Source organism: Mycolicibacterium grossiae (assembly GCF_008329645.1).
Taxonomy (GTDB): Bacteria; Actinomycetota; Actinomycetes; order Mycobacteriales; family Mycobacteriaceae; genus Mycobacterium; species Mycobacterium grossiae.
The window spans coordinates 1,562,238-1,587,680 of the sequence record NZ_CP043474.1 but is presented as its reverse complement, the minus strand read 5'-3'; the positions used below and the strand labels follow the sequence as shown (position 1 = coordinate 1,587,680).

Genomic DNA, 25,443 nt, shown 5'->3' with positions numbered 1-25,443 from the left:
CCGTCACTTGGGGTGCGGCGGACCCGTCAGGGCGCGGAAGGTCTGCTTCTCGCCGTCGCGGTAGGGCGTGCCGTCCGCGTGCAGCAGGTCGTGGAACCACTCCCGTGGCGGCTCGAGATAGGGCCGCTCCCAGGAGTCCCACGGCAGGTAGGTCTGCGTCTTGCCGGCCACGAGTCCCCAGGTGAACCCGCCGACGTTGCGGCGCTTGGCGATCGGCAGGATCCCCTCCACGGTGCTCTCCAGCGTCCGCGCCAGGTACTCGGTGCACAGCACGGGCCGGCCGAATGGGCCGAGTTCGTCGATGCGCCCCTCGAACTCCGATGGCTTGGCGTAGCTGTGGAAGGTCACCACGTCGGAATTCTCCAGCTGCAGTCCGGCCATCGCGCTGCGCCGCCCCGGGTCGCCCCAGTAGCCGTCCCACACCGCACTGGTCAGCGGCTGGACGGCGTTGACCGACCGTGCCCACCCAAAGACCTGCGGCAGCAGGTCGGCCACCAGGTCCACCTTGTCGGTGCGCTCGACCCCGCGGTACTGGGCAGCCGGGTTGTCCGGCTCGTTCCACAGGTCCCAGCCCAGGATGCGGTCGTCGTCGCGGAACTGCCGCATGACGCCGACGACGTAGTCGTGCAGCACGCGGCGGTAGTACCGGTCGTCGAGACGGTCGGCGCCCGGGCTCTGCACCCAGCCCGAGTTGTGGATGCCGCGGCGCGGCGCGGGCTGACGGCCGAGCTTGGGATGCGGGTTCCAGCACGAGTCGAAGAAGACGAGCAACGGCTTGATGCCGTGGCGCGCCGCGATGCCGACGAACTGCGCCAATCGCCGGCTGAAGCCAACGCGGTCCTGCACCCACAGCTGGTCGTGCAGGAACACCCGCACGGCGTTGACGCCCATGGTGCGCGCCATGCGCAGCTCGACGTCGATCCGGTGCGGGTCCCAGGTGTCGGCCTGGAACATCTCGAGCTGGTTGACCGCGTACGCGGGGATGTAGTTGACGCCGACGAGCCAGCCCTGCGCCTGGTACCAGCGCTTCGCCCGGTCGGCCGACCACCGCCCGGGCGGCGGCGCTGCGGCCGCGCGCGGCGCGCGGGTCAGCGCCGTGGCCGCGGTCAGCGCCACCGGCAGTTGCAGGGCGGTGCGTCGGCGCAGCAGGCGGCCCTCGCCGCCCGTCGCATCGGGACGGGGCACGTGCTGGTTCCTTCGCGGTCGGGTCCATGGTCTGGTCCACTCGCCGCCGCAGGCGGTGCCCTGGGAACGGACGCACGTCGGACGTACCGCTCACGCGCACACTGGGCGCGCGGCACCTACTGCGATGCGTCGCAATGACCTTGTGCCACAACTGCTTTGAGCTAAGACATCGCGCGACGCACCGACCCCGACGGCGCAGCCGAGTGTATCGGCCCGCACCCGCTCCGGCGACCGTCGTCCGGCCCTCGCGACCCGGCGGCCGGGGCATCGGACGCATGGCGGTACGGCCTAGCTGCGCGAACCGCCCCGCTGTGACGAGCGCCACGAAACGCCGCACCGGGCGGCATCATCGCGCCGTGGCTCAGTACAGCGGCAGGAACGACCCGTTGATCCACACGCCCCAGCGGTAGCCCAGCTGTTCCCACACCACGGGGGTGTTCGGCGACCAGCGTGGCTGCGGCGGCTTGGCGGGCGCGTTGGGCGGCGGCGGGTCACCGGCGGGGTAGCCGGGCGGCGGCACCGGCTCGGCGGCGGCCACCCCGGCTCCGAGAACGCCTGCGGCGAGTGCACCCGTCACGAGTCCCGCGGCGACAGCCGTCTTGATCAACCTCATGGTGCGTACTCCAAACCGTCGCGTGCCCGATGGTGCTGAGATGATCTAACCACTCGTGCGCCTCGGCGAACATCCCCGTGTGATTGAGTGCACCCGTGGATCGCTACGACGTGTACCTCGGCGACGCCTTCGAGGTGGCCGTTGCCGACTACGTCGACTTCCTCCGGCGGCACGTGCCCGTAGCGGATTGACCTCCACCCGGCGTGTCGGCCCCGCGTGTCCGGAAAACGAAACCCCGCGTTTTGCCCTCTCACGTGCGACGGGACCCGTTTTTGCTGATCGGCGGGTGTCTTTCGAGACCTGAAGGACATACAGTGAAGGATGGCCTCGCGCCGCGCCACGTCGAGATCACGGCGGGCGCTTCTAGGTGACGAGTCAAGCACTCTCGGGATAGCGCCGTCCAACCGAACGGTGTGCACCCCGAATCGACCGAGGAGGATGCGATGCGTGAGGAGGCTCCCGTCGTCGGGTTGACCCCCGACGCGTCGTGGGCCGCCGTCCCGCACCCCGTGGTTGTCGTCGACCACGACGACGTGGTGCAGGCGGTGAGCGACTCGGCCAAGACCATGCTGCCCGGCGTCGTTGCCGGCAGCCCGCAGAACGACGCCGTGCCGCTGTGGGTGGCGTCGTCGGAGGCCCGCTCCGCTCACTCGACCGTGCTGCCCGGCGGTGACGTCGCGTGGTGGCTGCTCGACGAGGCCGACCACGCCCTGCGCGACGCGCAGCAGGCGCTGGCCAAGGAGCGGGACCGCGCCACGTTCCTCGACGAGGCGTCCGCGGTGCTCATGGCCTCGCTCAACGTGGAGCGGTGCATGGAGGCCACCGTCCGCATGGCGGCCCGGCACCTCGCCGACGCCGCCGTGGTGGTCGCCCCGGTGACCGGCGGACGCATCCCCGTGGTACTGCGCTGCGCCGCCGACGGCTCCGTGCAGCAGGAACGCGTCGACGCCGATCCCGGTCTCGTCGCGGGCCTCAGCGAGGCGCTGCGCGGCTTCCCGCCCGTGCCGTCGCGCTGGATCGACCCCGCGACGCTGCCCGAGTGGCTCATCCCCGAGGACTTCGTCAGCTCGGTCGGCTCGGTGGTCATCACCCCGCTGCCCGGCCACGGCGTTCCCGCCGGCGCGCTGGTGCTGCTGCGGCAGAACGCCGAGATGGCGTTCAGCGAGGGCGAGGAACTGTTCGCCCGACTCTTCGCCGCCCGCGCCGGCGCGGCGCTGTCCGCGGCACGGCTCTACGCCGAACAGGGCGACATCACCCGCACGCTCATGCGGGGACTGCTGCCGCCGCGCCTGCACCGGCTGCACGGCTTCGAACTGGCCGGCGGGTATCGCGCGTCGGAGGATCACCAGCTGATCGGTGGCGACTTCTACGACGTGCACCCCGCCGAGAACGCCGACGGCGAGACGCTCATCGTGCTCGGCGACGTCTGCGACAAGGGCCTCGAAGCGGCCGTGCTCACCGGCAAGATCCGCAACACGCTGCAGGCGCTGTCGCCGCTGGCCAAGGACCACGCGGGCGTGCTCAAGCTGCTCAACAGCGCCCTGTTGTCCGCCGATCACACCCGCTTCGCCACGCTCGTCCTCGCGTCGGTGATCCGGCGCGACGGACAGGTCGACCTGCGGCTCACCAGCGCCGGGCACCTGCCGCCGCTGATCGTGCGCGACGACGGCCGCGTCGAGGAGGCCGACACCCGCGGAACTCTGGTCGGAGCGCTGCCGCAGGTGAAGTCCCGCACCTTCGAGACGTCACTGGCGCCGGGCGAGACGTGCCTGCTGTACACCGACGGCGTCACCGAGGCCCGCGGCGGACCGCTCGACGACGAGATGTTCGGCGAAGCGCGCCTGGCGGCGGCGCTGGCGGAGTGCGCCGGGATGCCCGCGGAGGCGATCGTCGAGCGCGTCATGATGCTCAGCACCGACTGGGTGGGCCGGCGCCCCCACGACGACATGGCCGTCGTGGCGATCACGGCACCGCGCCGCACCCACCTCAGCGCGGTCGACGGCCACACGGCCGGACGGTACACCGCATGAGTCGTCCGGACACCGACGCGGAGACGTACGCCGAGGCGGTCGATCTCGCCGTGCTGCGCGACCGGCTCTGGGGCGCCGTCGTCGACCGCGACGAGTACGCCGCCGCGTCGACCGTCTTCGGCGCTCTGGACGCCGGGGTGCACCCCGAGGACGTGCTGCTCGACGTCATCGCCCCGGTGCAGCACCGGGTCGGCATGGAGTGGGCGGCCAACCGGCTCACCGTCGCGCAGGAGCACGCCGCCACCGCCATCAACGACCGCGTGATCGCCGCGCTCGCGCACCACCCGGCCTGCCGGTCGACCGGGGACGCCGGTCGCGTCACCGTCGCCTGCGTGGACGGCGAGTGGCACGCCCTGCCGGCGCGGCTGCTCGCCGAGGTCCTCCGCCTGCGCGGCTGGCAGGTCGACTTCCTGGGCGCTCAGGTGCCGACACCGCACCTCATCGCGCACCTGCACCAGTTCGGTCCCGACGCCGTCGCGCTGTCGTGCATGATCCCCACTCGGCTGCCGACCGCGCACGCCGCCATCACCGCCTGCCAGGCCGCGGGCGTGTCGGTCCTGGCCGGCGGCGCGGCCTTCGGGCCGGACGGCCGGTACGCGCGGCTGTTCGGTGCCGACGGGTGGGCCGCCGACGCCCGCACCGCGGCGCGTTGCCTCGGCCAGGGTTTCTCCCGGTCACTCGTCACGTCGAACCATCAGCCGATCGACGACCTGCCGCACCTCGCGGACCAGGAGTACTCGATGGTCAGCGGCAGCGCGGGCCGCCTGGTGAAGGCCACCGTCGACGACCTCGAGGACCGCTTCCCCGCGATGCGGGACTACACCGCCCAGCAGCGGCAGCACACCGTCGAGGACATCGCCCAGATCGTCGACTTCCTCTCCGTGGCGCTGTACACCGACGACGACGAGCTGTTCACGACCTTCGTCACGTGGACCGCCGACATCCTGACAGCCCGCGGTGTCCCGGCCGCCTCGCTGCTTCCGGCCCTCGGCCTCCTGTCCGACCAGCTGCGGGACTTTCCCCGCAGCCAGCGCATCCTGTCCGCCGCCGGCGCCGCGCTCACCAGCGCCGCCCCCGACCCCCACCACCACGCATGAACCTGATCCTCGACCTCGACGCCACCGCTCGATCGGCGACCCTGCGGATCGACGGCGACCTCGACTTCGCCACCACGCGCGAGCTGACGGCCACCGTCACCGAGTTGCTGCGCGACCAGCCGGCACTGCGGCACCTGCATCTGGACTTCGCCGATCTAACGTTCTGCGACTCCGTCGGCCTGTCGGGTCTGTTGCTCGTCCGCCGCCGCACCGCACGCGTCGGCATTCAGCTGCATCTGGCCAACCGTCCCGGCCACCTCGAGCGCATCCTCGACGTCACCGGCATCCTCGAGCACCTCACCAGCCGGCCCGAGGTCACGACGCGTCGTGGGCCCGGCCAGGCCGACGAGGGTACGGGCTAGGCGCTACAGCCGGGCGTACCGCGCCAGCGCGAAGCTGTAGCACCCGTAGGCCGCGAAGCCGAGGGCCGCGAAGCCGAGCAGCACGTTGCCCCCGCCGGTCGCACCGAGCGCCTTGACCGCGGCGTCCAGACCCGCCGCCTGCCTCGGGTCGACGCGTATCGACGCCACGATCACCAGCACGCCGGCGAGTGCCAGCACGATGCCCTCGGCGACGTAGCCGTAGATCCCCAGCGCGGTGATCACCCGGCCGCCCGGCGTGGTCAGATCGCCGAGGAAGTTGCGCGACGCGCCCTTGTAGGCCAGGTAACCGCCGATGACGGCGACCACGACGCCGACGACGACGAGGACGGCGCGCCCCGGGTAGGTCTGCATCAGCGTCGCGCTCATCCCGGTGTTCTGCTGACTGCTCGACTCTCGGCTGCCGACCGCGAATCGCACTGCGGTGTAACCGATCCCGACGTACACCGGCAGCAGACCCAGCGCCTTCAGACGGCTGATCCTGGTGCGGTCGGCGGGGTCGCGGCCGCGTTCGGTGGGGTGTAGGCCGTGCCGCGCCTCGATGAGCCGCCACGCCGCCAACGGGATCATCGCCGCGGCGATCGCCCACAGCACGACGATGCCGTCCCGGCCGGCCGCCACGGTCTCCAATGCGCCCGACGGGTCCGCACTGCCGCCGCGGCCCGTGGCCACCCGCACGATCACCAGGGCGATCAGCAGGTGCAGTACGCCGCTGACCACGAAGCCCATCCGCGCGGCCGCCTGTACGCCGCCGTGGTCGATGACGCGCCGCAGGAGGGGGTGCGCACGCGGGCGGTCGGCTCGGCTCCTCGGCACGCCCTCGCCTACCCTGGCCCCCGTCGGACGAAACCGCCACGTTTCCGCCGGCCCGGCGGCGGGAAGTTCGACGAGCATGGCGCTGCGCGTGGCGGTTACGGGTCCGACCGGCGAGATCGGCATCTCGACCATCGAAACGCTCGAGGGCCACCCCGACGTCGCCGAGATCGTCGGCATGGCGCGGCGCCCCTTCGACCCGGCCGCGCACGGGTGGCGGAAGACCGTCTACCGGCAGGGCGACATCCTCGACCGCGCGGCGGTGGACGAGCTGGTGGCCGACGTGGACGTGGTCGTGCACCTCGCGTTCATCATCATGGGGTCGCGCAGCGAGAGTGCGCGCGTCAACCTGGCCGGCACCCGCAACGTCTTCGCCGCGACCGTCGCCGCCGAGCGTCCGCGCCGGCTGGTGTACGCCTCGTCGGTCGCCGCGTACGGCTACCACGCCGACAACCCCACGCCGATCACCGAGGACGTGCCGACCCGCGGGACGCCGCAGCACTACTACTCCGAGCAGAAGGCGGAGTGCGAGGCGGCGCTGCGGGAGATCACCGCGGGCAGCGACCTCGAGGTGTACGTCCTGCGCCCCTGCATCGTCGCCGGGCCGAAGGCTCCCGCCCTCGCCGAGGCGATGCCGTGGAACCGGCTGCCCGCCGGCATCCGCCGCCTCACCCGCGCGTTCCCCCTCCTCAAGCCGCTGTGCCCGGATCCTGGGACACCGCTGCAGTTGGTGCATCACGACGACGTGGCCTCGGCGCTGGCGCTCGCGGTGACGACGGACACCGCACCGCCCGGTGCCTACAACATCGCCGGCGACGGGTTCCTGTCGCTGTCCGAGGTCGTCGAGGCGCTCGGCGCCCGCGCGGTGCCGGTGCCGCACGTCGCCGCGGTGGCCACGTCCGAGGTGCTCGCCCGGGTGCCGTTCGTCCCGTCCGCGCTGGAGTGGCTGCACGCCGGCCGCGCGTCGGCGCTGATGGACACCGACCGCGCCCGGTCCCAGCTCGGCTGGCGACCGAAGTACAGTGCTGCCGAGACGCTTTCGACGCTCGCCGGCACGGTGCGATAGAGGGCACGATGGCGGTCATGGAACTCGCCGACCTCGGCGCCGTGCGACGCCGGCTCAGCGGCGCGTTGTTCGGCATGGTGGCCGGACCCGACGGCCCGGCGAACCGCGCCCGCATCCACGGCACTCCCGGCCCCCGGTGGTTCGCCGATGACCGGCCAATCCGCCGCGTCCACGGCGACGCGTCCATGTTCGTCGGTGGGCTGCGTGCGCTGCTGCTGCAGTCACTGCACCCGTTGGCCATGGCCGGGGTCGCCGGCCACTCCGACTATCGCGGCGACCCCTGGGGCCGGCTCGCGCGCACCAGCACCTTCCTCGCCGAGACCACCTTCGGTCCCGCCGCCGACGCGCAGCGCGCGGTCGACCGGGTGCGCGGCATCCACCAGCGGGTCCGCGGCACGGCGCCCGACGGACGGGCCTACCACGCCACCGACCCGCATCTGCTGGAGTGGGTCCACATCGCCGAGATCGACAGCTTCCTGCTGGCCCACCAGATCTACGGGGCCGCGCCCCTCGACCAGGCCGGCCGTGACGGCTACGTCGCCGACACCGCCCGGGTGGCCGAGGCGCTGGGCGTGCCCGATCCGCCGCGCACCGAGCGCGCACTGGCCGAACGCATCGACGCCTACCGGCCGGAGTTGACGAGCACGGCCGCCGCCCGCGACGCGGCGCGCTTCCTGCTGCTCACACCGCCGCTACCGCTGCTCGCCCGGGCGCCCTACGGGGTGTTGGCCGCCACGTCGGTGGCGATGCTGCCGCCGTGGGCACGCGCCCCGCTGTGGCTGCCCTACCTGCCGCCGGTCGAGGCCACCGTGGTGCGGGCCGCCGGCCGGGTACTGGTCGGCGGCATCCGCTGGGCCCTGACCGCCGACGCGTGACCGCTCGCTGAGGTCCGTACGTCGCCCGTCGACCGTGCGACGATGAGGCCATGTCGCCCTCCGGTGCGCGTCCTTCCACGGCGCGGATCGTGCACGTCCTCGCCGCGCTGGCCATCACCGCGGTCCCCATCCTCGGGTGGTTCGTCGCCGACTGGTCGGGCGCCACGACCCTGCTCGTCTACTGGTTCGAGACGGTGGCGGGCTGCCTGCTGGTCGCGGCGCGCGCCGTGCTGCACCGGCGCTGGCGTCCGCTGCGCGGGTACTACGAGTACCTCGCCGCCGAGAACGAACGGCGCGTCACCCGCCGGGAGTCGTTCGTCTCCGGATTCCTGCTCGTCAGCCTCGGCTTCTGCGCGGTGCACGGCGTGTTCCTCGGCGCCGTACTGCTCATCCTGCGGCAGAACGGCGAACGCCAGCTCGCCGAGGTCGATTGGCGCAGCGTCGGGATGGGTTGCGCCACAGTGCTTCTCCTGCTACTCCTCGACTTCGCCGTCGACCTGTCCGGGCTACGACGCTGGCAGTTCCGCCAGGTCGAGCAGCTCGCCTACCACGGACTCGGCCGCGTCATGGTGGTGCACCTGACCATCCTCGTCGGCTTCGTCGGCATGGGCCTCACGGGTGCGTCCACCGCGCTGTTCGGCACCTTCGTCGCACTGAAGGGCTTCTTCGCACTCGGCGCGTCGCTGCCGCAGTACGATCCCGTGACCCCGCCGAAGTGGTTGAGCGCGTTGCTGAATCGCGTACCGAACGTGCGCCCCGGCGAGCGCTTCGAGGACTACTGGGCCAAGGAACGCGCCGACGAGGCGGCCCGCCGGGTGCACAACGAGCAGCCGTGGCCCGCCGGAGAGGGCGCCGCCGCTTCCGGCTAGCCGGTAGTCGACGTGGGTGCTGCCGTCCACGCCGGGCCGGATGCCAGCGCCGATGTGCCGGTGTCCGTTGCGCGGGACGCTATGTGCACTCACTCGGGTTTCGGAAAGGCAACGCCCATGAACGTCACGGACATCCTCCGCTCGGGTACGTCCCGACGCCTCGCCGCCACCGCGGTCGCCGTGGCGGCGGTCGCCGGGCCGCAAGCCGCCGGCACCGCGTCCGCGGCCACCGACCCGGCGTGCGCCGACGTTCAGGTCGTCTTCGCCCGCGGCACCCACGAGGCGCCCGGTGTGGGCGACACCGGCCAGGCGTTCGTCGACGCCCTCACCTCCCGCCTGCCCGGCAAGGCGATCGACGTGTACGGCGTGAACTACCCCGCGTCGCTGCACTTCTCCGAGGCCACCGAGGGAATCGCCGACGCCAGCCACGAGATCGAGACCACGGTGGCCAGCTGTCCGAACACCAAGATCGTCCTTGGCGGATACTCCCAGGGCGCCGCCGTCGCGGGCTACACCACCGCCGACGCCGTCCCCGCCGGCTTCACCCTGCCCGCCGACATCAGCGGACCCATGCCGCCCGCAGTCGCCCAGCACGTGGCGGCGGTCGTCATGTTCGGTACCCCGTCGCCCTTCTTCCTCGGCCTGGTCGACCACTCCGCGCCGCCGCTGACCATCGGTCCGCTGTACGCCAACAAGACGCTGCAACTGTGCGCGCAGGGCGATCCGGTCTGCTACCCGGGCGGACTCGACCGCTCGGCACACAGCGCCTACGAGGACAACGGCATGGCCGACCAGGCCGCCGCCTACGCCGCCGCGGCGATCTCCGGCACGGCGCCTGCCGACGGCGCCGCCTGACCGTCAGCCCGTCGCGGCCGCCCGGGCCCGTTCTCGAACCGAGGCGACCACGCCGCCGTCGTTGAGGATGTCGGTTCCGGTGAGGTACCCGGCCCTGCTGCTGGCGCAGAAGGCCAGCAGGTCGGCCATCTCCTCGGGCCTACCCCACCTCGGGACGGCAGCGTCGGCGACCAGCGCACCGGCCCCCGCCTTCTCCTCGAGCCGGCCCATCTCGGTGTCGATCGACCCCGGTGACACCGAGACGATTCGCTGGCCGCGGCCGGTGAAGCGTTCGGCCTGCGACGTGCTGTACCACGTGACGAAGTTCTTGCTCAGCGCGTAGGCGATCCCCGATCGGGCCTCCTCGGGGGCCACCGCGCACGCGGCCAGCATGCCGTCGATGAACCCCGTGGGGTCGGTGAGTGCACGGGGGAACGACGCCGTGGGAATCAACTCGGCGGGCAGCAGGTGACCGGCCATCGAGGCCACGTTGACCAGCGCCGCACCCTCGGGCGCGGCGACGTGGAAGCCCTCGCCGACGTGCACGGTCCCCAGCGCATTGGTCCGCAGCACGTACTCCGCGTCGCCCATGCTGGGGCTCACGCCGGCGGCATGGATCACCGCGGAGAGGCGACCCACCTTGCCCGCCGTCTCGAACAGCCGGTCGACTGCCGCGTGGTCGGTGACGTCACCGTGCACGGCGACCGCCTCGATGCCCAGCGCGGCGAGTTCGGCCGCCACCGTCTCCAGCCGATCGGCCCGCACGTCGTAGAGCACCACCCGCTGGTCGCGGCCGATCACCTCTGCCGTCGCCCGCCCCATTCCGCCCGCACCGCCGGTGATGATCGTCACAGCATCCATGCCGTGACCGTACCGGCGCGGCGCCGCGACGCCCACTCCTTCGTCGGGGTGTGGCACGCCCCGCAGGGGGAATCCGAAGCTGGTGAACGCCGTTGAAGGAGAAGCGATGACGACGATGTTGAGCGATCCTTCCCGAACCCTTCCCTCCCGATCCGCCGGCGGCCCCGTGCTGTGGACGCCGTCGCGCGTCCTGGTCACCCGATCGGCGGCCGAACTGCCGCACGGCGCCGAGATCGTCGCCCGCTGCGAGGCCGCGGGCGTCGAGGACATCCGCCTCCTGTCCGGTGACCGGCTGCCTCCGCTGCGCGGCGACGACGACCGCGCCACCTACGCCCTGGCCAAGCGCACCCTGGCCGTGGTCGTGGCGCCGCCGTCCAAGCGCCGCATGCAGCCCATCCCGCCCAGCGCCGACTGGCGCATCGACCTCGCCGAGGGCTGCCCCGGCCACTGCCAGTACTGCTATCTGGCGGGCTCGCTCTCCGGTCCGCCCATCACGCGGGTGTATGCCAACCTGCCGGAGATCCTGGCGGGCATGGACGACTACGTCGGACAGGGCACCATCACGTCGACCTCCGACGAGCGCGCCGATGAGGGCACCACGTTCGAGGCGTCCTGCTACACCGACCCGCTGGCACTCGAGCACCTGACCGGCTCGCTGTCGGCGACCATCGCGCACGTCGGTCAGCACGACTGGCAGGCTCCGGTCGGGCTGCGGTTCACGACCAAGTACGACAACGTGGGTCCGCTGCTCGAGGTGCCCCACGGCGGCCGCACGCGCGTGCGGGTGTCGGTCAACGCCGAGGAGATCGCCGGCCGCTTCGAAGGGGGCACCGCGCGGCTGCCGCGCCGCATCGAGGCGCTGCGCCGGCTGGCTTTGGGCGGCTACCGGGTGGGCCTGACGATCGCGCCGATCATGCCGATCCCGCAGTGGCGTGAGGGATACGGCGCACTGCTGCGCGACGTCGCCGCCGCGACCGCGGACGTCGACGACCTCGATCTGACCGTCGAGTGCATCACCCACCGGTTCACCGACAACAGCAAGGACGTCCTGCTGGGGTGGTACCCGCGCACCAAGCTGGAGATGGACGAGGCCGCGCGCACCCGGAAGTTCGGCAAGTTCGGCGCCGCGAAGTACGTCTACCCGAAGGACACGATGGCCGAGCTGCGCTCCTGGTTCGCCGCCGAGCTGGCCGAGACGCTGCCCCAGGCCCGCACCCTGTACTGGACCTAGCCTCGGCAGTGATTCACGAGCGCTTTCGTTCGGTGAGCGAACGTCAGCGCTCGTGAATCGCTACTAGTGCTTGCCCTTGGCGTTGCCGTTGCCCTTGCCCGCATTGCCGCCGCCCCCGCCGCCGCCACCATGGCCCTTGCCCCCATTGCCGTTGCCGCCGTTGTTCTTTCCCGCATCGACGGCGATGGGGGCGTCGTCGGGAACCGTCTCCTGGACCGGGACGATCGTCGGCGCCGGGGGCGGCGGCGGAAGCACGGCAGGCGTCGGCAGCGACTCCGGCGTCGGGACCGGCGTGCTGGTGCTGATCGGCGTCGGCGGGGGCGTCGCCGTGAACGGTTCTGCGGCCAGCGCCACGGCCGCCACCGCCAGGCAGCCGAGCACCGCGGCGGCCGCGAGGCCGCCCTTCGTCCGCCGAGTCGCGCTGGGCGGCGGCAGGACGTCGACGGTGCGGGTGGCGGAGTAGCGCGGCACGACGATGGGCGCGGTGATGTCCCCGTCCGTCCGCGCGACGGGCGCCGGGACCGGCAGGCCCGCGACGAGCGCCGTCTGGTCCCCGTGCAGGGCCGCGCGCATCTGCTCGGCCGACGCGAAGCGCCGCGCGGGGTCGCGCTCCATGGCGCGGTCGATCACCGCCGCCAGCCCGGCGTCGAGGTCCGGCCGGACCGCGTGCAGCGGCGGCGGGGGTGCGTCGACGATCGCGCGTGCCAACGCGATCGGCGTGTCCTGCGGGAAGGCGCGTTCGCCGGTGAGCAGCTCGTAGCCCATGACGCCGACGGCGTAGAGGTCGTCGGCGGGCGAGGCGGGTGCACCGGTGACCCGCTCGGGGCTCATGTAGGACAGCGTGCCGACGAGCTGGCCCGTCATCGTGTGCGCGGCGCCGCCGGTCTTGGCGATGCCGAAGTCGGCGACCTTGACGCCGTCACCGGACGTCGTCACCAGGACGTTGCCGGGCTTGATGTCGCGGTGCAGCACACCGGCGGCATGCGCCACCGCCAGTGCCGCGAGGATCTCGTCGAGGTGGGCGCGCACCCGGTCGGGCGGCAGCGGACCGTCGGCCGACAGGTCGCCGAGCGTGGTGCCGGGCAAGCGCTCCATGACGATGTAGGGCGTGCCGTCCTGCTCGCCATAGTCGTGGACGGCGACGATGTTCGGGTGGCAGAGCGCTGCCGCCGCGCGCGCCTCGTCGTGAAAGCGCAACCGCACGTCGGGCTGCGCGACGAGCGCCGGGTGCAGCATTTTCACCGCGACCGGCCGGTTCAGCCGGGTGTCCCATGCGTCGCACACCTCGGCCATTCCGCCCACGCCCAACACGCCACGGAGTTCGTAGCGGTCGCCGAGCAGTTCACGGCCCGTCATGGGTCGGGCGTAACCGCTTTCCCCAGCGCGCAAACCCGATTTCGGCGATCCCGGCGGGTCACACCGGCGCGATGCGGTGAGCCCAGGGCAGCGCCTCCTCGAGCTGGGCGGCGAGCCGTAGCAGGAGCGGCTCACCGGAGAGCGGAGCGACGAACTGCACGCCGATCGGCAGGCCGTCCGCCGTCCAGTGCAGGGGCAGCGAGATCGCGGGCCGCCCGGTGAGATTCGCCAACTGCGTGTACGGCACCCAGTTGAGGTTCTGGTCGACCATGTCGTCGACGATGCTGGTGTATCGCAGCAGCCGGGCGGTGCGGGTGCGGAGCAGGAGGTCGGCGCCCCGCTGCAACGCGACCGGCAGATCGAACGCTCCGATGGTGGGCGGCGGCGTCGCGAGGGTGGGCGTGAGCAGCAGGTCGTAGGACTCGAAGAACGTCGTCAACCTGCGGGTGTGGTCGTGCCGGCGCTGGACCGCGTCCACGTAGTCGACGCTGCTGGTGGCGCGGCCCAGTGCCGCCATGATGAGGGTGTCGCGCTCGAACGCGTCGTCGCCGGCACCGGTCCGGCGCTTCGCGTCGGCCACCTCCCACGCCGTGTAGACGAACCAGCTGAGCAGGAAGTCCCGCGCCAACGCGGCGTCGTCGAACGGCGCCCGGGGCAGTTCCTCGACGTGGTGGCCGAGGTCGGTGAGCACCCGGACCGCCGTCTCGGCCGCGGCCACCGCCTCGGCGTGCGGGTCGGGGTTGATCGCCGACGGCACGCGGACGCCGATGCGCAGCGGACCGGGACGCTCGCGGAGGGTCGAGGCGTAGGACGCCTCCGGTGCCGCGGGCGCGTAGGGTCCGCTCGGCTCGCCACCGCCGATGACGTCGAGCATGGCCGCGGTGTCGCGGACGGTGCGCGACACCACGCCCTGCACCGCGGCGCCGTGCATGCTCTCGCTGGTGTCGGGCCCCATCGGCGTCAGGCCCCGGCCCGGCTTGAGCCCGACGAGTCCGCAGCACGCGGCGGGGATGCGGATCGATCCGCCGCCGTCGTTCGCGCCGGCACACGGCACGATGCCGGCCGCCACCGCAGCGGCCGAGCCGCCCGAGGACCCGCCGGGGGTCCGGCTCGGGTCCCACGGATTGCGCGCCGGACCCCACAGTTCGGGTTCGGTGATGCCCTTGGCACCGAATTCCGGGGTGTTGGTCTTTCCGAAGATCACCAGCCCGGCGTCGAGCCAGCGGCGCACGACGGTCGCGTGCTCGGTGGCCGGGAGGTTCGCGAAGGAGCGCGATCCGCGGGAGCTGGGCAGGCCCGCGTAATCCTGCGCGAGGTCCTTGACGAGGAACGGCACGCCGGCGAAGGGTCCGGCGTGGTGGGCGTCCGGGGGCACCGGCACGTCCCGGACGATGGCGTTGATGCGGGGATTGACCTCGGCGGCGCGGGCGCGGGCGGCCTCGAGGACCTCGGCCGCGGTGACCTGCCGGTCGGCGATGAGGCGGGCCAGTCCGGTGGCGTCCTGTGCGCGGTACTCGTCGAAGTCCATCGTTGCACCGTAGGCGCCGCCCGCGACCGGCGGCGCCGTCCCTTGCCGGTGGCGCGTTCCCAGCAGACGCCCAGGAAATGAACACCGTATCGCGATCGTTATCAAGGTTTGTCCCAAGTGTCACACGGGTAACTTCAGTAACAGGTGCCGACCCGGTCAGCGCCTTTCGCGAAAACCCCTGAGAAAGAGCCGAATGGATCACCGAAATGAATACAGTCCTGTACTTCAGCGCCAATGGCGCCATCTATGAGACCAGCGCCTTCAGCAAGGCCGACATCGACCAGCTCATCCGCGAGCAGCGACTGGAATCGCTGACCAGCGCCGACCGCTCGCTCGACTTCTGGTTCAGCCCCACCACTCCCGGCTGCCAGCGCCGGGTGAACCGCAACGCCACCGAGTTGCTGCTCAGCAGTAGCGACTTCACCGCCAAGACCGTGCCGCTGCTCCGCGGTGCCGTGGTCGTCGCGACCCACGACGCCGACGGTGACCTAGACGGCCTCAGCTGGCGCCAGCTCGACGCCCTCGCCGCCCGCATGCGGGCCCTCGGCAAACGCGACGCACGCACCCTCGAGCGCCGCGTCACCCGCGACGATCGCCAGCTCCGACGCGCCGCCGAGACCGCCGCGCCGGTACTCGTCAGCTGCGCGCGGCCGCGCACGCCGGTCCGCCACTAGCGTCGGCGGCGTCCCGTGGACGCCGTCAGTGCACCGCCAGCCCGTCGGCAGGCGCCGGACGCCGGCCCGTGCCGAACGCCGCGAGCACCACCACCACCGAGATCACCGCCGCGACGGTGAACGCTGCCCGCACGCCGGGCAGATCCGGGGCGCCACCCGCCTCGGAGGCGTTCGTCATCACGGTGATGAACAGCGCGGTGCCCGCGGCACCGGCCACCTGCTGCAGTGTCGTCAGGATCGCGCTGCCGTGCGAGTACAGCGACTCGGGCAGGACGCCGAGGGAGTCGGTCATCAACGGCGTGAACATCATCGACAGACCGAGCATCATGACGGTCTGCAGCGCCACGAGTTCGGCGATGGGCGACGTCGCATCCAGTGTCGCGAATCCCCACAGCGCCGCGCACAGCAGTACGGCGCCGGGGATGACGAGCACGCGGGCGCCCCGCCGGTCGTAGACGCGGCCGATGAACGGTCCCGCCAGACCCATCAGCAGACCGCCGGGCAGCCCGATCAGGCCGGCGACCAAAGCGCTGCGTCCCAGCACGTCCTGGACGTACAGCGGTAGCATGATGATGGCGCCGAAAAGGGCCATGAAGCCGAGGACCACGAGGCCCACGGAGATCAAGAACCGTCCGTAGGTGAACGGACGCAGGTCGAGGAAGGCACGGTCGCGACGCTGCAGCCGTACCTGACGGACCCCGAAGAGCACCATCGCGACGGCACCGACGGCTGCCGGTACCCACGCGGGCAACCCGACGTGCCCGGTGGACGACTCGCCCAGCAGCGACAGCCCGAACACCAGACCGGCGAACGCGAGCGCGGACAGCGGCACCGAGACCGCGTCGATCGGCGTCGAGCGCTGCTGCTCGGTCCGCACGTGGAACCAGTGCACCCCGGCGGCGAGCGCGACCAACGCGATCGGCAGGACGATCCCGAACATCCACCGCCAACTCAACGAGCCGAGGATCAATCCCGACAGGGTCGGTCCGACCGCCGGGGCGACGGCGATCACGATCGAGATGGTGCCCATCGTCTGACCGCGGCGCTCCACGGGGACGAGCGTCATGACGGTCGTCATGAGCAGGGGCACCATCACCGCGGTCCCGCACGCCTGCACGATGCGCGCCCCCAGCAGCATGCCGAACCCCGTCGCCACGGCCGCCAGCAGCGTGCCGGCACAGAACAGCAGCATCGACACCAGGTAGATCGACCGTGCCGGAAAGCGTTGCAGCACCGCGCCGGTCATCGGGATGACCACCGCCATCGTCAGCAGGAAGCCACTGGTCAACCATTGTGCAGTGCCCGCCGAGACGCCGAGATCCACGATGAGCGCCGGCAGGGCGACGCTCATGATCGTCTCGTTGAGGATCATGACGAACGCCGAACCGACCAGCAGTCCGATGATCATGGTGGCGCTCGGAGCGGTGCGTCGTCCGGGCGCCAGCACGTCGCCAGCCATCGTCATCTCCATGGGTCGTCGAGCCATTACCGCGGACGTCGTTGCCCGAGCGGCCAGCGTAGGACCACACCCTCTGTTTAGCACAACTACTTTTCTCGACCGTGGCGGTATCTCGTGGCCGACTGACCGTCGACGTGCTTGTCGCCCGGACGCTTTCACGACAGGGTCAATGGATGACCCTCCTCGTCGCGGCCGTGACCATGGCGTTGCTCGCCGGCGTCACGGCGTGGTTGCCCCTGGCCGCCCACCGGTCGGAGCGCCTCGCGCGCCTGCTGACCCTGCTCGGCGCAGCCGGCGGATGCGTGCCCTTCGTCGACGGATCAGCGCTCCGGCGGGAGGTCGACCGGGAAGGGCTCGCCGAAGTCGGCGGACCGTGCGACGGCGGCCCATTCGCGATCGTCGGCAAGCACTGACTCACCGTGCCGGATCGCCCCCTCGGCGGCGATCACGCCCAGCGGCAGGTGGTCGGGCACCGTGGTGCGGCGTGACAGCCGGACCAGGATGTCCGCGGCGCGTTCCGGGTCACCGGCGGTGACGGCGTCGCTGACGCGGATCGCGTTCATCGCGCCGACGGTGTCGGCGTAGCGCTCGGGCACGTCGTCGATGGTCATCGACGAACCCGCCCAGTCGGTGGCGAATCCGCTCGGTTCGACGACGACCACCCGGATGCCGAACGGGGCGGTCTCGGCGCGCAGCACGCGGGAGAAACCGTCGATCGCGAACTTGGCCGCCTGGTAGGACGCAATGCCCGCCGAACCGCCGACGCGCCCGCCCATCGAGGAGAACTGCACGATGAGGCCGCCGCCCTGTTCCCGCAGCACGGGGATGGCCGCCTTCGACACGTGGTACACGCCCCAGAAGTTCGTCTCGAACTGCGCCCGGAAGTCCTGCTCGTCGCCGGTCTCGATGGGCGCGACGTTGGCGTAGCCCGCGTTGTTGACCACCACGTCGACGCGCCCGAACCTCTCGCGCGCGGCGGTGAGCGCTGCGGCGGCAGCCGGGCCGTCGGTGACGTCCAGTGGCAGCGGCAGGATGCGGTCGCCGAAGTCGTCGACGAGATCGGCGAGCAGCTCGGGCCGGCGCGCGGTGGCCGCGACCGCGTCGCCCGCCTCGAGCGCGGTGCGGACCAGCGCGCGCCCGAAGCCGCGTGTCGAACCGGTGACGAACCAGACCTTGGTCATGACGAAGCCTCTTTCTGAGAGTTTGACTATCACTTATCCTGAACGCCCGTATGCCGCCCGGCATTCCGCACGACGCGAGGAGGACCGATGCGCCGCGACGCCGCCGACAACCGAGACCGCCTGCTGCGTGCCGCCGAGGACGTGTTCGCCGCGCACGGCCCTGCGGCCACGCTCGAGGACGTGGCCCGCGCTGCCGGGGTCGGACCGGCCACCCTCTACCGCCGCTTCACCAACAAGGACGCCCTGGTGCGCGAGGTGCTGACCGGCTTCTTCCACCGGCTGATCGACGTGACCGCCGATGCCGAACGGGCGCCGGCGGCCGACGGCCTTGCCGTCTTCCTGCGGACCGTGGGCGTCGAGATCGCGGCGAAGGCCGGTCTGTCGGCCCCGATGTGGGGCGACCTGGCGCCGCAGCCGCTGGTGGACGAACTCCGTGACCGGTCGACGGCGCTGATGGAACGCGCCAAGGCCGCCGGCGCGGTGCACGACGACGTCACCGCCGACGACGTCGCCTCCGCGGTGTGGGCGCTGCGCGGCGTCATCCAGTCCGAGGCGGTCGATCCCGCGCGCCGGGGACGTGCGCTGTGGCAGCGCCACCTCGCGATCGTGCTGCGTGGTCTCGCGCCGTAGCGTCGGGAGGGGTTCGCTGCCCGGCTCGGTGTCGAGCGGACCGCACGTGGGTAACCCGCTGGGTCGGCGTGCGCCGCCAATCGCGTCGTGCACGCGTTCGAGGAGTGGAAGGTAGGCATCGATGTCGGTGACGGGTCCCCCACGCGCGGCGGCCGAACCCGCGCAACCGGCGACCGGGCCGGAGCAGCTCGACGTCCGGCGGCGCAACATCGTCTTCCTGGCCGTCGTGCTGGGCATGCTGCTCGCCGCGCTGGACCAGACGATCGTGGCGACGGCGCTGCCGACGGTCGTCGCCGACCTCGGCGGCGCCGGTCACCAGGCGTGGGTCGTCACCAGCTACCTGCTCGCCTCGACGATCGTCACCGCGATCGTCGGCAAGCTCGGTGACGTCTTCGGTCGCAAGAAGGTGTTCCAGGCGGCGGTACTGCTGTTCCTGATCGGGTCGGTGCTGTGCGGCCTCGCACAGTCGATGGGCATGCTCGTCGCCTCGCGCGCCCTGCAGGGCCTCGGCGGCGGCGCCATCACGGTCACGGCGGTCGCCGTCATCGGCGAGGTCATCCCGCTGCGCGAACGGGGCCGCTACCAAGGCGCGCTCGGGGCGGTCTTCGGCGTCACCACGGTCATCGGACCGCTGCTCGGCGGCTTCTTCACCGACCACCTCACGTGGCGGTGGGCGTTCTGGATCAACGTGCCGGTGGCCGTGGTGGTCCTCGGCATCGCCGCGGTGGCGCTGCCCGAACTCGCGCGCGCCGCACGGCCGGTCCTGGACTACGCGGGCATCGTGCTCATCGGACTCGGCGCCGCGGGCCTGACGCTGGCCACCAATTGGGGCGGCACCACCTACCCCTGGGCGTCGGCGACGGTCATCGGGCTGTTCGTCGCTTCCGCGGCGGCGCTGGTCGCCTTCGTGTTCGCCGAACGCCGCGCTGCGGAACCGATCCTGCCGATCCGGTTGTTCGCCAACCCGGTGTTCACCGTCTGCTGCGTCCTGTCGTTCGTCGTCGGCTTCGCAATGCTCGGCGCGCTGACGTTCCTGCCGACCTTCATGCAGTTCGTCGACGGCGTCTCGGCCACGGAGTCCGGCCTGCGCACGCTGCCGATGGTGCTGGGCCTGCTCGTCACGTCGCTGAGCAGTGGCGTCATCGTCGGCCGCACCGGGCGGTACAAGATCTTCCCGATCGCCGGTACCGCCATCATGGCGCTGGGCTTCGTGCTGCTGAGCAGGATGGACGAGAACACTTCGACCTGGGAGCAGTCGCTGTACCTGCTGGTGCTCGGCGCCGGCATCGGCCTGAGCATGCAGGTGCTGGTGCTGGTCGTGCAGAACACCGTCGACTTCAACGACCTCGGCGTCGCGACGTCGGGCGTCACCTTCTTCCGCACCATCGGCAGCTCGTTCGGGGCGGCGATCTTCGGGTCGATGTTCGCCAATTTCCTCGACGGCCGACTGCCGGGGGCGATGGCCAGCAGCGGTGCGCCACCGGAGGCCGCCACGTCACCGCAGGCGCTGCACGGTCTGCCCGCCGACGTCGCCGCACCGATCATCTCCGCGTACGCCGACTCACTGAGCAAGGTCTTCCTGTTCGCCGCGCCGTTCGCCGTCGTCGGCTTCGTCCTGGCCTTGCTGCTCAAGCAGGTTCCGCTGCGCGACGCCGCGGCCAGCGGTAGCACCGATCTCGGCGAGGGCTTCGGCATGCCCACCAACGAGACGCCCGAGAAGCTGCTCGAGGTGTCGATCGGCCGCCTACTGCAGCGCAGTCACGGCATCGACCTGGAGGCGGTGTCGCATTCGTCGCGCAGCCACCTCGACACCGCGCGGCTGTGGGCGGTCATCCAGGTGTACCGGCACGCCGCCGCCACCGGATCGGCCGACCTGGCGGCGATCGCCGAGGAGCGGCGCGTGCCCCGGCAGGTGTTGGAACCGACGTTCGAACGGCTGGTCGCCACCGGCTTCGCGCTGCGTTCGGGCAACCGGTTCTCCCTGACGCCGGCCGGCGCCGCGGAGGTCAGCATCGCGCGCGACGTCATCTCGGGCTGGATCACCGAAACCCTGGCGCAGTCGCCCGAGTTCAACGGCCGCCCGGACCGGATCAAGGTGCAGGGCGCGCTCGAGCGCATCGCACGCGGCGTGCTGATCGAGCGCGATCCCGCCGCCGACGAGACCCGTCCGATGAAGCTCGGCGCCCCGCCGCCCCGGCCGATCGACCCGCAGACGACGCGGATGGCGCCGCCGGCGGGTCAGGTCGTCGCCGATCCGCCGACGCGCCCATTCCGGCCGCGCGCCACCATGCCGTCCCGTCCTCCCGGGCCGCCCCCGCCGCCGCGACGACGCTGACGCCGCGAGCACGGACGAACAGCGGCACCCGCCCCTCCGTGCGGGTGCCGCTGTTCGATCAGTTCGGGGGCCCGGCGGTGAGGGTCACGCGGACGTCGCGGCTGGCGCCCGCCCGGTCGCGCAGCGTCACCGTCACGGTGTCGCCGGGACGGCGCTGATCCAGGACGTCGGTGAGGACGGTGCCGTCGGTGACCGGCGTGGCGTCGATCGCGGTGATCACGTCGCCGCCTCGCACACCGGCCTGTTCGGCGGGCCCGCCGCGCAGGAGTGCCCGAACCGCGACACCCGACCCGTCACCGTCGTTGCCCACCCCGACGCCGAGGATGCCGGTCGGACCGACGTGGATCGAGCCCGACGGAATCCCGGCGCGGATCGCGTCCGCGATGCCCAGCGCGCGGTCGATCGGGATCGCGAAGCCGCCGGCGCCGCCCATGCGGTAGTTCTGCGATCCGGCGGTCGTGATGCCGACGACGCGGCCCGCCTGATCCACCAGCGGCCCGCCGGAATCACCGGGGCGGATGTCGGCGGCGAAGCCGATCAGGCCGCTCAGTTCCTCGGTGCTGCCGGTCAATTCGTCGTTGGCGGTGATGTCCTCGGCGACCCCCTGAACGGTGCCCGGCGACCGGGTCAGGCCGGAGCCGCCCGGGAAGCCGACGGCCGTCACCGGGTCGCCGACGCGCACGCCCGAGGACGGCGCGGTGGGAGCCACCGGCAGGTCGGCGGCGCCGCGCAGGCGCAGCACGGCGACGTCGCTCTTGCGGTCGTAGCCCAGGACGTCGACGGGATACGTGCGGCCATTGCCGACGTTGGTCGCCGTGATGTCGTTCGCACCGCGGATCACGTGGTTGTTGGTCAGGACGATGCCATCCGGACTCAGCACCACGCCGGTACCCGCGCCGACGGCCTGCTGCAGGTCCAGCCGGGTGTCGATGCGCACGACGCCCGGCTCGACGGCCGTCGTGTCCGCGGTCAGGACGGGCTCGGTCTTGAAGTCGTCCGCGGCGGCCGGTGGTGCCGTCGGGCCGGCCAGCGCGAGGCCACAGGCCATGGCGGCGAGCACCACCTTCGTGCGGCGCCATGACGGGGTGCTGAGGGGCATGGGTACGTCCTTCGTCGGGAGATTGGTCCGCGCCACGTACCCGGCCGGCCGGCGTCCTAACGTGCGGCCCCGCATACGACCCCGAACCGTCACTTCCGCCGTGGCGCACGTCACCGACGTCACGCGTACGGATCGCCGAACTCGCGCCGTCCCATTCATCGAACGCGTCGAGAGTCGACGCGCATCAGGAGAGGAGTTCGCACATGGGCATCGTCGACAAGGCCAAGAACGCCGCCGAGGACGCGGTCGGCAAGGTCAAGGAAGTGGTCGGTGACGTGACCGGCAACGACGACCTGAAGGCCGAGGGCCAGAAGGACCAGGGCGTCTCTGGCGTCAAGAAGGTCGGCGAGAACGTCAAGGACAAGCTGACCGACTGATCGCCGGCGCGGGCCGCGTCGTTTCGGCGCGGCCCGCTCCGTTATCCGCGGACGGCACCACGGCCGTCCGCCACGAGACAAGATGGGTCGCATGAGTCAGCGGAAGACGGTTTTCATCACGGGCGCGGCGGCGGGGATCGGCCGAGCGACGGCACTGTCCCTCGCCAAGCGGGGGTACGTCGTCGGCGCGTACGACCTCGACGAGGTGGGCCTGAAGTCGCTCGCCGAGGAGTTCGACGGCATCGGCGCGACCATCGTCACGGGGCACCTCGACGTCACCGACGCCGACGAAATGGCCACGCGCGTCGACGAATTCGTCGAGGCGGCCGGCGGCCGGCTCGACGTCATGATCAACAACGCCGGAATCCTGATCGCCGGCCGCTTCGAGGAGATCCCGGTCGCGCGGCACCACCGCGAGATCGACATCAACACCAAGGGCGTGGTGAACGGCCTGCACGCCGCCTTTCCGCACCTGCGCTCGACGCCGAACTCGGTGGTCGTCAACATGGCGTCCGCATCGGCGATCTACGGTCAGGCCGAACTCGCCAACTACAGCGCCACCAAGTTCTTCGTCCGCGCCGTCACCGAGGCACTCGACCTCGAGTGGAAGCGGTACGGCATCCGCGTGGTGGCGATGTGGCCGCTGTACGTCCAGACCGCGATGACGACCGACGTGAAGACCGGGACCACCGACTCGCTCGGCATCCGGTTGACTGCCCAGGACATCGCCGACGACATCGTCAAGGCCGTCGATCCGCCGCTGGGCCGCCGGCTGCTGCATCAGGTGCACTACCCCGTCGGCACGCAGGCCAAGGTGCTGGCGACCGGCGCCCGGTTCTCCCCGGCCTGGCTCACGCGTCTGGTCAACAAGCGGCTCGCCCACTCCTAACGGGCGCGCTCGCCCGCACTCGGCCCTACGTCCTCGGTGGGCGGGCCGGCCCGAAAGTCACTCGGGCGCTGCCGGAACCGGCGCTCCCGGACGCGAATTGCCCACGTCCGTCGCGGTCATGAACTCGTCGATGAGGTCGATCACCCGACTGGGCGCCTCGACGTGCGCGAAGTGACCGACGTCCGGTAGCACCTCGAGGCGGCAGTCGGGGCGGGCCTCGAGTGCCGCGTAGGCGTGGTCGACCGGGATGATGGTGTCGTCCTCGCCCCAGATGGCGAGCGTCGGGAGGTCCGAACGCAGCTGCAACCGGTTGAGCGCGCTGACCGACTGGCCGCGGTAGTCGACCACCGACCGCAGCGTGCGGAGGAACGACTCACGGGTCTGTGCATCGTTGAACGACGAGTACGCGTTCCAGATCTCGGCGCCGCGCGGCGACCGCAGGCCCAGCGACGTGAGCCACGACTTGACCGAGTTCCCCGCGGCGAGCACGAAGCCCGGTGCGATCAGGGGCATGACGATCTCGGCGCCGGGCGCGGAGAGCAGTCGCAGGATGAGACCGACGTCGGGTCCTAGGCCGCCGCTGCTGATCAGGACGAGGCGCTGACAGTAGTCGGGGTGCTGATACAGGAACTGCATGGCAATGCCGCCGCCGAGGGAGTGGCCGACGATGGTGGCCGAATCCACGCCCAGTTCGTCGAGGAGGTCGCGCAGTCCCACGGCGAACGCGCCGAGGGAGTAGTCGGTGCGCGGCTTGGCGGACTTGCCGTGGCCGAGGAGATCAGGCGCGATCACGCGGTACTTCTTGGCCAGGCCCGGCAGGATCTCGCGCCACGTCTGCGCGCTGCCGGCCATGCCGTGGATCAGCAGCAGGACGTCGCCCCGACCTTCGTCGTAGTAGGCGAGCCGTTCGCCGTGGATGTCGATGTACTTGGGTTCGATCACGACGCCTCCATTCCCCCGAGGCCTACTGTACCGGCGGGTAATTTGATCCGACAGGCCAAACGGCCACCGTTCGGATTACCGGCGCAGCCCCCTGGGTAACTTCCGGGCATGACATCTTCCGAAGAGAATGTAACGCCCGAGACCGCCACCAAGGAGGACGAGGTGCTGGCTCCGGCGACGCCCGGCGCCGAAGCGCTGCCACTCCCGGAGGGTGAGGTGGAGAAGCCGTCGGAAACCTGACGCTCGCCGTCGGACCGCCCGAGAGCACCCCCTAGGACTCGATCAGGTCCATCTCCGCGGGACCGGCGCCCCCGATGGGCTGCGAGATGAAGCTGCGGGTCGTGAGCGGTCCACCGAACTGCTGCAGGAGTCCGCCCTCATCGTGGCGGCCGAGGTCGATCGGCTCGAAGCCGAAGTCGGTGATGAGTGCGGCCACCTCGGCGTTGGCGGCAGCGTCGTTGCCGGACAGGAACAGCACCCTTCTGCCGCCGTGCCCGTCGCCCGGCTCCCGCGCGAGCACCTTGGCCCAGGTGTGGCCGAAGGCCTTGACGACGCGGGCGCCGTTCGCCCACTCGCCGACGAGGTCGGAGGAGGCACGGCCGTCGAGGTCGGCCGCCGAGAAATCGGTGTAGTCGATGGCGTTGGTCGCGTCGACGATGATGCGGCCGGCCCAATCGTCGACCTGGCGCACGAGCGCCTCGACGGCCTCGAACGGCACCGCGAGCACCACGACGTCGGCCCGGAGCGCGTCGGCCAGCTCCGCGGGCTCGATGGCCGACCCGAGTCGTTGGGCCAGTGGCGCCACCGCCTCGGGTCCGCGGGCGGTGGCGACCGACACCGGCCTACCGATGCGGGCGAAGTGCCCCGCCACGGCCGAACCGATGTTGCCCGATCCGATGATCGCGAACGTCACGTCGTCTCTCCTCGACTCGCCCCGAGTTTTGTGTCGCTCGTTATAGAACCATGAACCGCCGACCCGTGCACGCCGGAGTCCGCCCGAGTCGGGAATGTTCCCGCGAGCCACGCCGTTGAGCTGACCGCACCGCTTATGTAACGTCGTTCTACAAGCGGTGCGGGGCGGCCACCGGCCGTTCCACCACCCGAACGGCACTCGGGACG

General features: G+C 71.6%; 25 protein-coding genes. 14 read left to right on the top strand and 11 right to left on the bottom strand.

The features are described from left to right. Nucleotides 1-3: 3 nt before the first annotated feature. The gene (locus tag FZ046_RS07675) at nucleotides 4-1,146 is read right to left on the bottom strand and encodes a glycoside hydrolase 5 family protein (protein ID WP_070353952.1); all 1,143 of its coding nucleotides are present in this window, start codon (nucleotides 1,144-1,146) and stop codon (nucleotides 4-6) included. 400 nt (nucleotides 1,147-1,546) lie between these two features. After that, complete coding sequence (locus FZ046_RS07670; RefSeq protein WP_070353918.1) at nucleotides 1,547-1,798, bottom strand: hypothetical protein; 252 nt, start codon at nucleotides 1,796-1,798, stop codon at nucleotides 1,547-1,549. 443 nt (nucleotides 1,799-2,241) lie between these two features. Here FZ046_RS07670 and FZ046_RS07665 point away from each other — a divergent pair, with 443 nt between their 5' ends. The 3 genes from FZ046_RS07665 to FZ046_RS07655 are packed head-to-tail and all read left to right on the top strand — an operon-like array spanning nucleotide 2,242 to nucleotide 5,287. Beyond that, nucleotides 2,242-3,828 (top strand): PP2C family protein-serine/threonine phosphatase, encoded by a 1,587-nt coding sequence (locus FZ046_RS07665; RefSeq protein ID WP_070353951.1) that lies wholly within the window; start codon nucleotides 2,242-2,244, stop codon nucleotides 3,826-3,828. Further along, nucleotides 3,825-4,925, top strand: a complete 1,101-nt coding sequence (locus FZ046_RS07660; protein ID WP_070353917.1) for a cobalamin B12-binding domain-containing protein — start codon at nucleotides 3,825-3,827, stop codon at nucleotides 4,923-4,925. The genes FZ046_RS07665 and FZ046_RS07660 overlap by 4 nt, the downstream gene beginning before the upstream one ends. Next, nucleotides 4,922-5,287, top strand: coding sequence for an STAS domain-containing protein (locus FZ046_RS07655; RefSeq protein ID WP_070353916.1), 366 nt, complete (start codon nucleotides 4,922-4,924; stop codon nucleotides 5,285-5,287). The genes FZ046_RS07660 and FZ046_RS07655 overlap by 4 nt, the downstream gene beginning before the upstream one ends. Nucleotides 5,288-5,290: 3 nt before the next feature. Here FZ046_RS07655 and FZ046_RS07650 read toward each other — a convergent pair whose 3' ends face one another. Next, a complete protein-coding gene (locus FZ046_RS07650) occupies nucleotides 5,291-6,034 on the bottom strand; it encodes a DUF1206 domain-containing protein (protein WP_407664472.1) in 744 nt (247 codons plus the stop codon). A gap of 163 nt (nucleotides 6,035-6,197) precedes the next feature. Between FZ046_RS07650 and FZ046_RS07645 the strand changes: the two genes are divergently transcribed. The 4 genes from FZ046_RS07645 (at nucleotide 6,198) to FZ046_RS07630 (ending at nucleotide 9,783) form a co-directional block, all read left to right on the top strand. After that, complete coding sequence (locus FZ046_RS07645; RefSeq protein ID WP_070353915.1) at nucleotides 6,198-7,184, top strand: NAD-dependent epimerase/dehydratase family protein; 987 nt, start codon at nucleotides 6,198-6,200, stop codon at nucleotides 7,182-7,184. Between the two features lie 17 nt (nucleotides 7,185-7,201). Beyond that, on the top strand, nucleotides 7,202-8,059 hold the full coding sequence (locus tag FZ046_RS07640) for an oxygenase MpaB family protein (RefSeq protein ID WP_070353949.1): 858 nt from the start codon (nucleotides 7,202-7,204) through the stop codon (nucleotides 8,057-8,059). A 50-nt stretch (nucleotides 8,060-8,109) separates the two neighbouring features. After that, on the top strand, nucleotides 8,110-8,928 hold the full coding sequence (locus FZ046_RS07635) for a DUF6498-containing protein (protein ID WP_070353914.1): 819 nt from the start codon (nucleotides 8,110-8,112) through the stop codon (nucleotides 8,926-8,928). A gap of 117 nt (nucleotides 8,929-9,045) precedes the next feature. Next, the gene (locus FZ046_RS07630; protein ID WP_083298305.1) at nucleotides 9,046-9,783 is read left to right on the top strand and encodes a cutinase family protein; all 738 of its coding nucleotides are present in this window, start codon (nucleotides 9,046-9,048) and stop codon (nucleotides 9,781-9,783) included. A 3-nt stretch (nucleotides 9,784-9,786) separates the two neighbouring features. Here the strand turns inward: FZ046_RS07630 and FZ046_RS07625 are convergent, their stop codons facing one another. After that, on the bottom strand, nucleotides 9,787-10,623 hold the full coding sequence (locus FZ046_RS07625; protein ID WP_070353948.1) for an SDR family oxidoreductase: 837 nt from the start codon (nucleotides 10,621-10,623) through the stop codon (nucleotides 9,787-9,789). A 106-nt stretch (nucleotides 10,624-10,729) separates the two neighbouring features. Between FZ046_RS07625 and FZ046_RS07620 the strand changes: the two genes are divergently transcribed. Then, the gene (locus tag FZ046_RS07620) at nucleotides 10,730-11,854 is read left to right on the top strand and encodes a spore photoproduct lyase family protein (RefSeq protein WP_211372269.1); all 1,125 of its coding nucleotides are present in this window, start codon (nucleotides 10,730-10,732) and stop codon (nucleotides 11,852-11,854) included. Nucleotides 11,855-11,917: 63 nt separating this feature from the next. Here the strand turns inward: FZ046_RS07620 and FZ046_RS07615 are convergent, their stop codons facing one another. Next, on the bottom strand, nucleotides 11,918-13,210 hold the full coding sequence (locus FZ046_RS07615; protein WP_070353912.1) for a serine/threonine-protein kinase: 1,293 nt from the start codon (nucleotides 13,208-13,210) through the stop codon (nucleotides 11,918-11,920). Between the two features lie 58 nt (nucleotides 13,211-13,268). Continuing rightward, nucleotides 13,269-14,738, bottom strand: coding sequence for an amidase (locus FZ046_RS07610; RefSeq protein ID WP_070353911.1), 1,470 nt, complete (start codon nucleotides 14,736-14,738; stop codon nucleotides 13,269-13,271). Between the two features lie 206 nt (nucleotides 14,739-14,944). On the opposite strand from FZ046_RS07610, the gene FZ046_RS07605 reads away from it, so the two are divergent. Further along, on the top strand, nucleotides 14,945-15,412 hold the full coding sequence (locus FZ046_RS07605; RefSeq protein ID WP_070353910.1) for a hypothetical protein: 468 nt from the start codon (nucleotides 14,945-14,947) through the stop codon (nucleotides 15,410-15,412). 25 nt (nucleotides 15,413-15,437) lie between these two features. Here the strand turns inward: FZ046_RS07605 and FZ046_RS07600 are convergent, their stop codons facing one another. Next, entirely contained in the window at nucleotides 15,438-16,877 is a 1,440-nt protein-coding gene (locus tag FZ046_RS07600; protein WP_099045954.1) for a DHA2 family efflux MFS transporter permease subunit, read from the bottom strand. Between the two features lie 314 nt (nucleotides 16,878-17,191). Continuing rightward, nucleotides 17,192-18,052, bottom strand: a complete 861-nt coding sequence (locus FZ046_RS07595) for an SDR family NAD(P)-dependent oxidoreductase (protein ID WP_070353908.1) — start codon at nucleotides 18,050-18,052, stop codon at nucleotides 17,192-17,194. 87 nt (nucleotides 18,053-18,139) lie between these two features. Between FZ046_RS07595 and FZ046_RS07590 the strand changes: the two genes are divergently transcribed. Both FZ046_RS07590 and FZ046_RS07585 read left to right on the top strand, forming a co-directional pair. Next, complete coding sequence (locus tag FZ046_RS07590) at nucleotides 18,140-18,682, top strand: TetR/AcrR family transcriptional regulator (protein ID WP_070353907.1); 543 nt, start codon at nucleotides 18,140-18,142, stop codon at nucleotides 18,680-18,682. A gap of 121 nt (nucleotides 18,683-18,803) precedes the next feature. After that, nucleotides 18,804-21,017 carry an MDR family MFS transporter gene (locus FZ046_RS07585; RefSeq protein WP_149484224.1) on the top strand — a complete coding sequence of 738 codons (2,214 nt, stop codon included), beginning with the start codon at nucleotides 18,804-18,806 and terminating at the stop codon, nucleotides 21,015-21,017. A gap of 58 nt (nucleotides 21,018-21,075) precedes the next feature. Here the strand turns inward: FZ046_RS07585 and FZ046_RS07580 are convergent, their stop codons facing one another. Continuing rightward, nucleotides 21,076-22,116, bottom strand: a complete 1,041-nt coding sequence (locus tag FZ046_RS07580; protein WP_070353905.1) for a S1C family serine protease — start codon at nucleotides 22,114-22,116, stop codon at nucleotides 21,076-21,078. A gap of 203 nt (nucleotides 22,117-22,319) precedes the next feature. Here FZ046_RS07580 and FZ046_RS07575 point away from each other — a divergent pair, with 203 nt between their 5' ends. Continuing rightward, nucleotides 22,320-22,493 (top strand): CsbD family protein, encoded by a 174-nt coding sequence (locus tag FZ046_RS07575; protein ID WP_070353904.1) that lies wholly within the window; start codon nucleotides 22,320-22,322, stop codon nucleotides 22,491-22,493. A gap of 91 nt (nucleotides 22,494-22,584) precedes the next feature. Further along, a complete protein-coding gene (locus FZ046_RS07570) occupies nucleotides 22,585-23,382 on the top strand; it encodes an SDR family oxidoreductase (protein WP_070353946.1) in 798 nt (265 codons plus the stop codon). 57 nt (nucleotides 23,383-23,439) lie between these two features. On the opposite strand, the gene FZ046_RS07565 is transcribed toward FZ046_RS07570, so the two are convergent. Next, nucleotides 23,440-24,324 carry an alpha/beta fold hydrolase gene (locus FZ046_RS07565; protein WP_070353903.1) on the bottom strand — a complete coding sequence of 295 codons (885 nt, stop codon included), beginning with the start codon at nucleotides 24,322-24,324 and terminating at the stop codon, nucleotides 23,440-23,442. A gap of 108 nt (nucleotides 24,325-24,432) precedes the next feature. On the opposite strand from FZ046_RS07565, the gene FZ046_RS28145 reads away from it, so the two are divergent. Next, nucleotides 24,433-24,564, top strand: coding sequence for a hypothetical protein (locus FZ046_RS28145; protein WP_256277815.1), 132 nt, complete (start codon nucleotides 24,433-24,435; stop codon nucleotides 24,562-24,564). A 31-nt stretch (nucleotides 24,565-24,595) separates the two neighbouring features. On the opposite strand, the gene FZ046_RS07560 is transcribed toward FZ046_RS28145, so the two are convergent. Beyond that, on the bottom strand, nucleotides 24,596-25,237 hold the full coding sequence (locus tag FZ046_RS07560) for an NADPH-dependent F420 reductase (RefSeq protein ID WP_070353902.1): 642 nt from the start codon (nucleotides 25,235-25,237) through the stop codon (nucleotides 24,596-24,598). Nucleotides 25,238-25,443 lie beyond the last annotated feature (206 nt).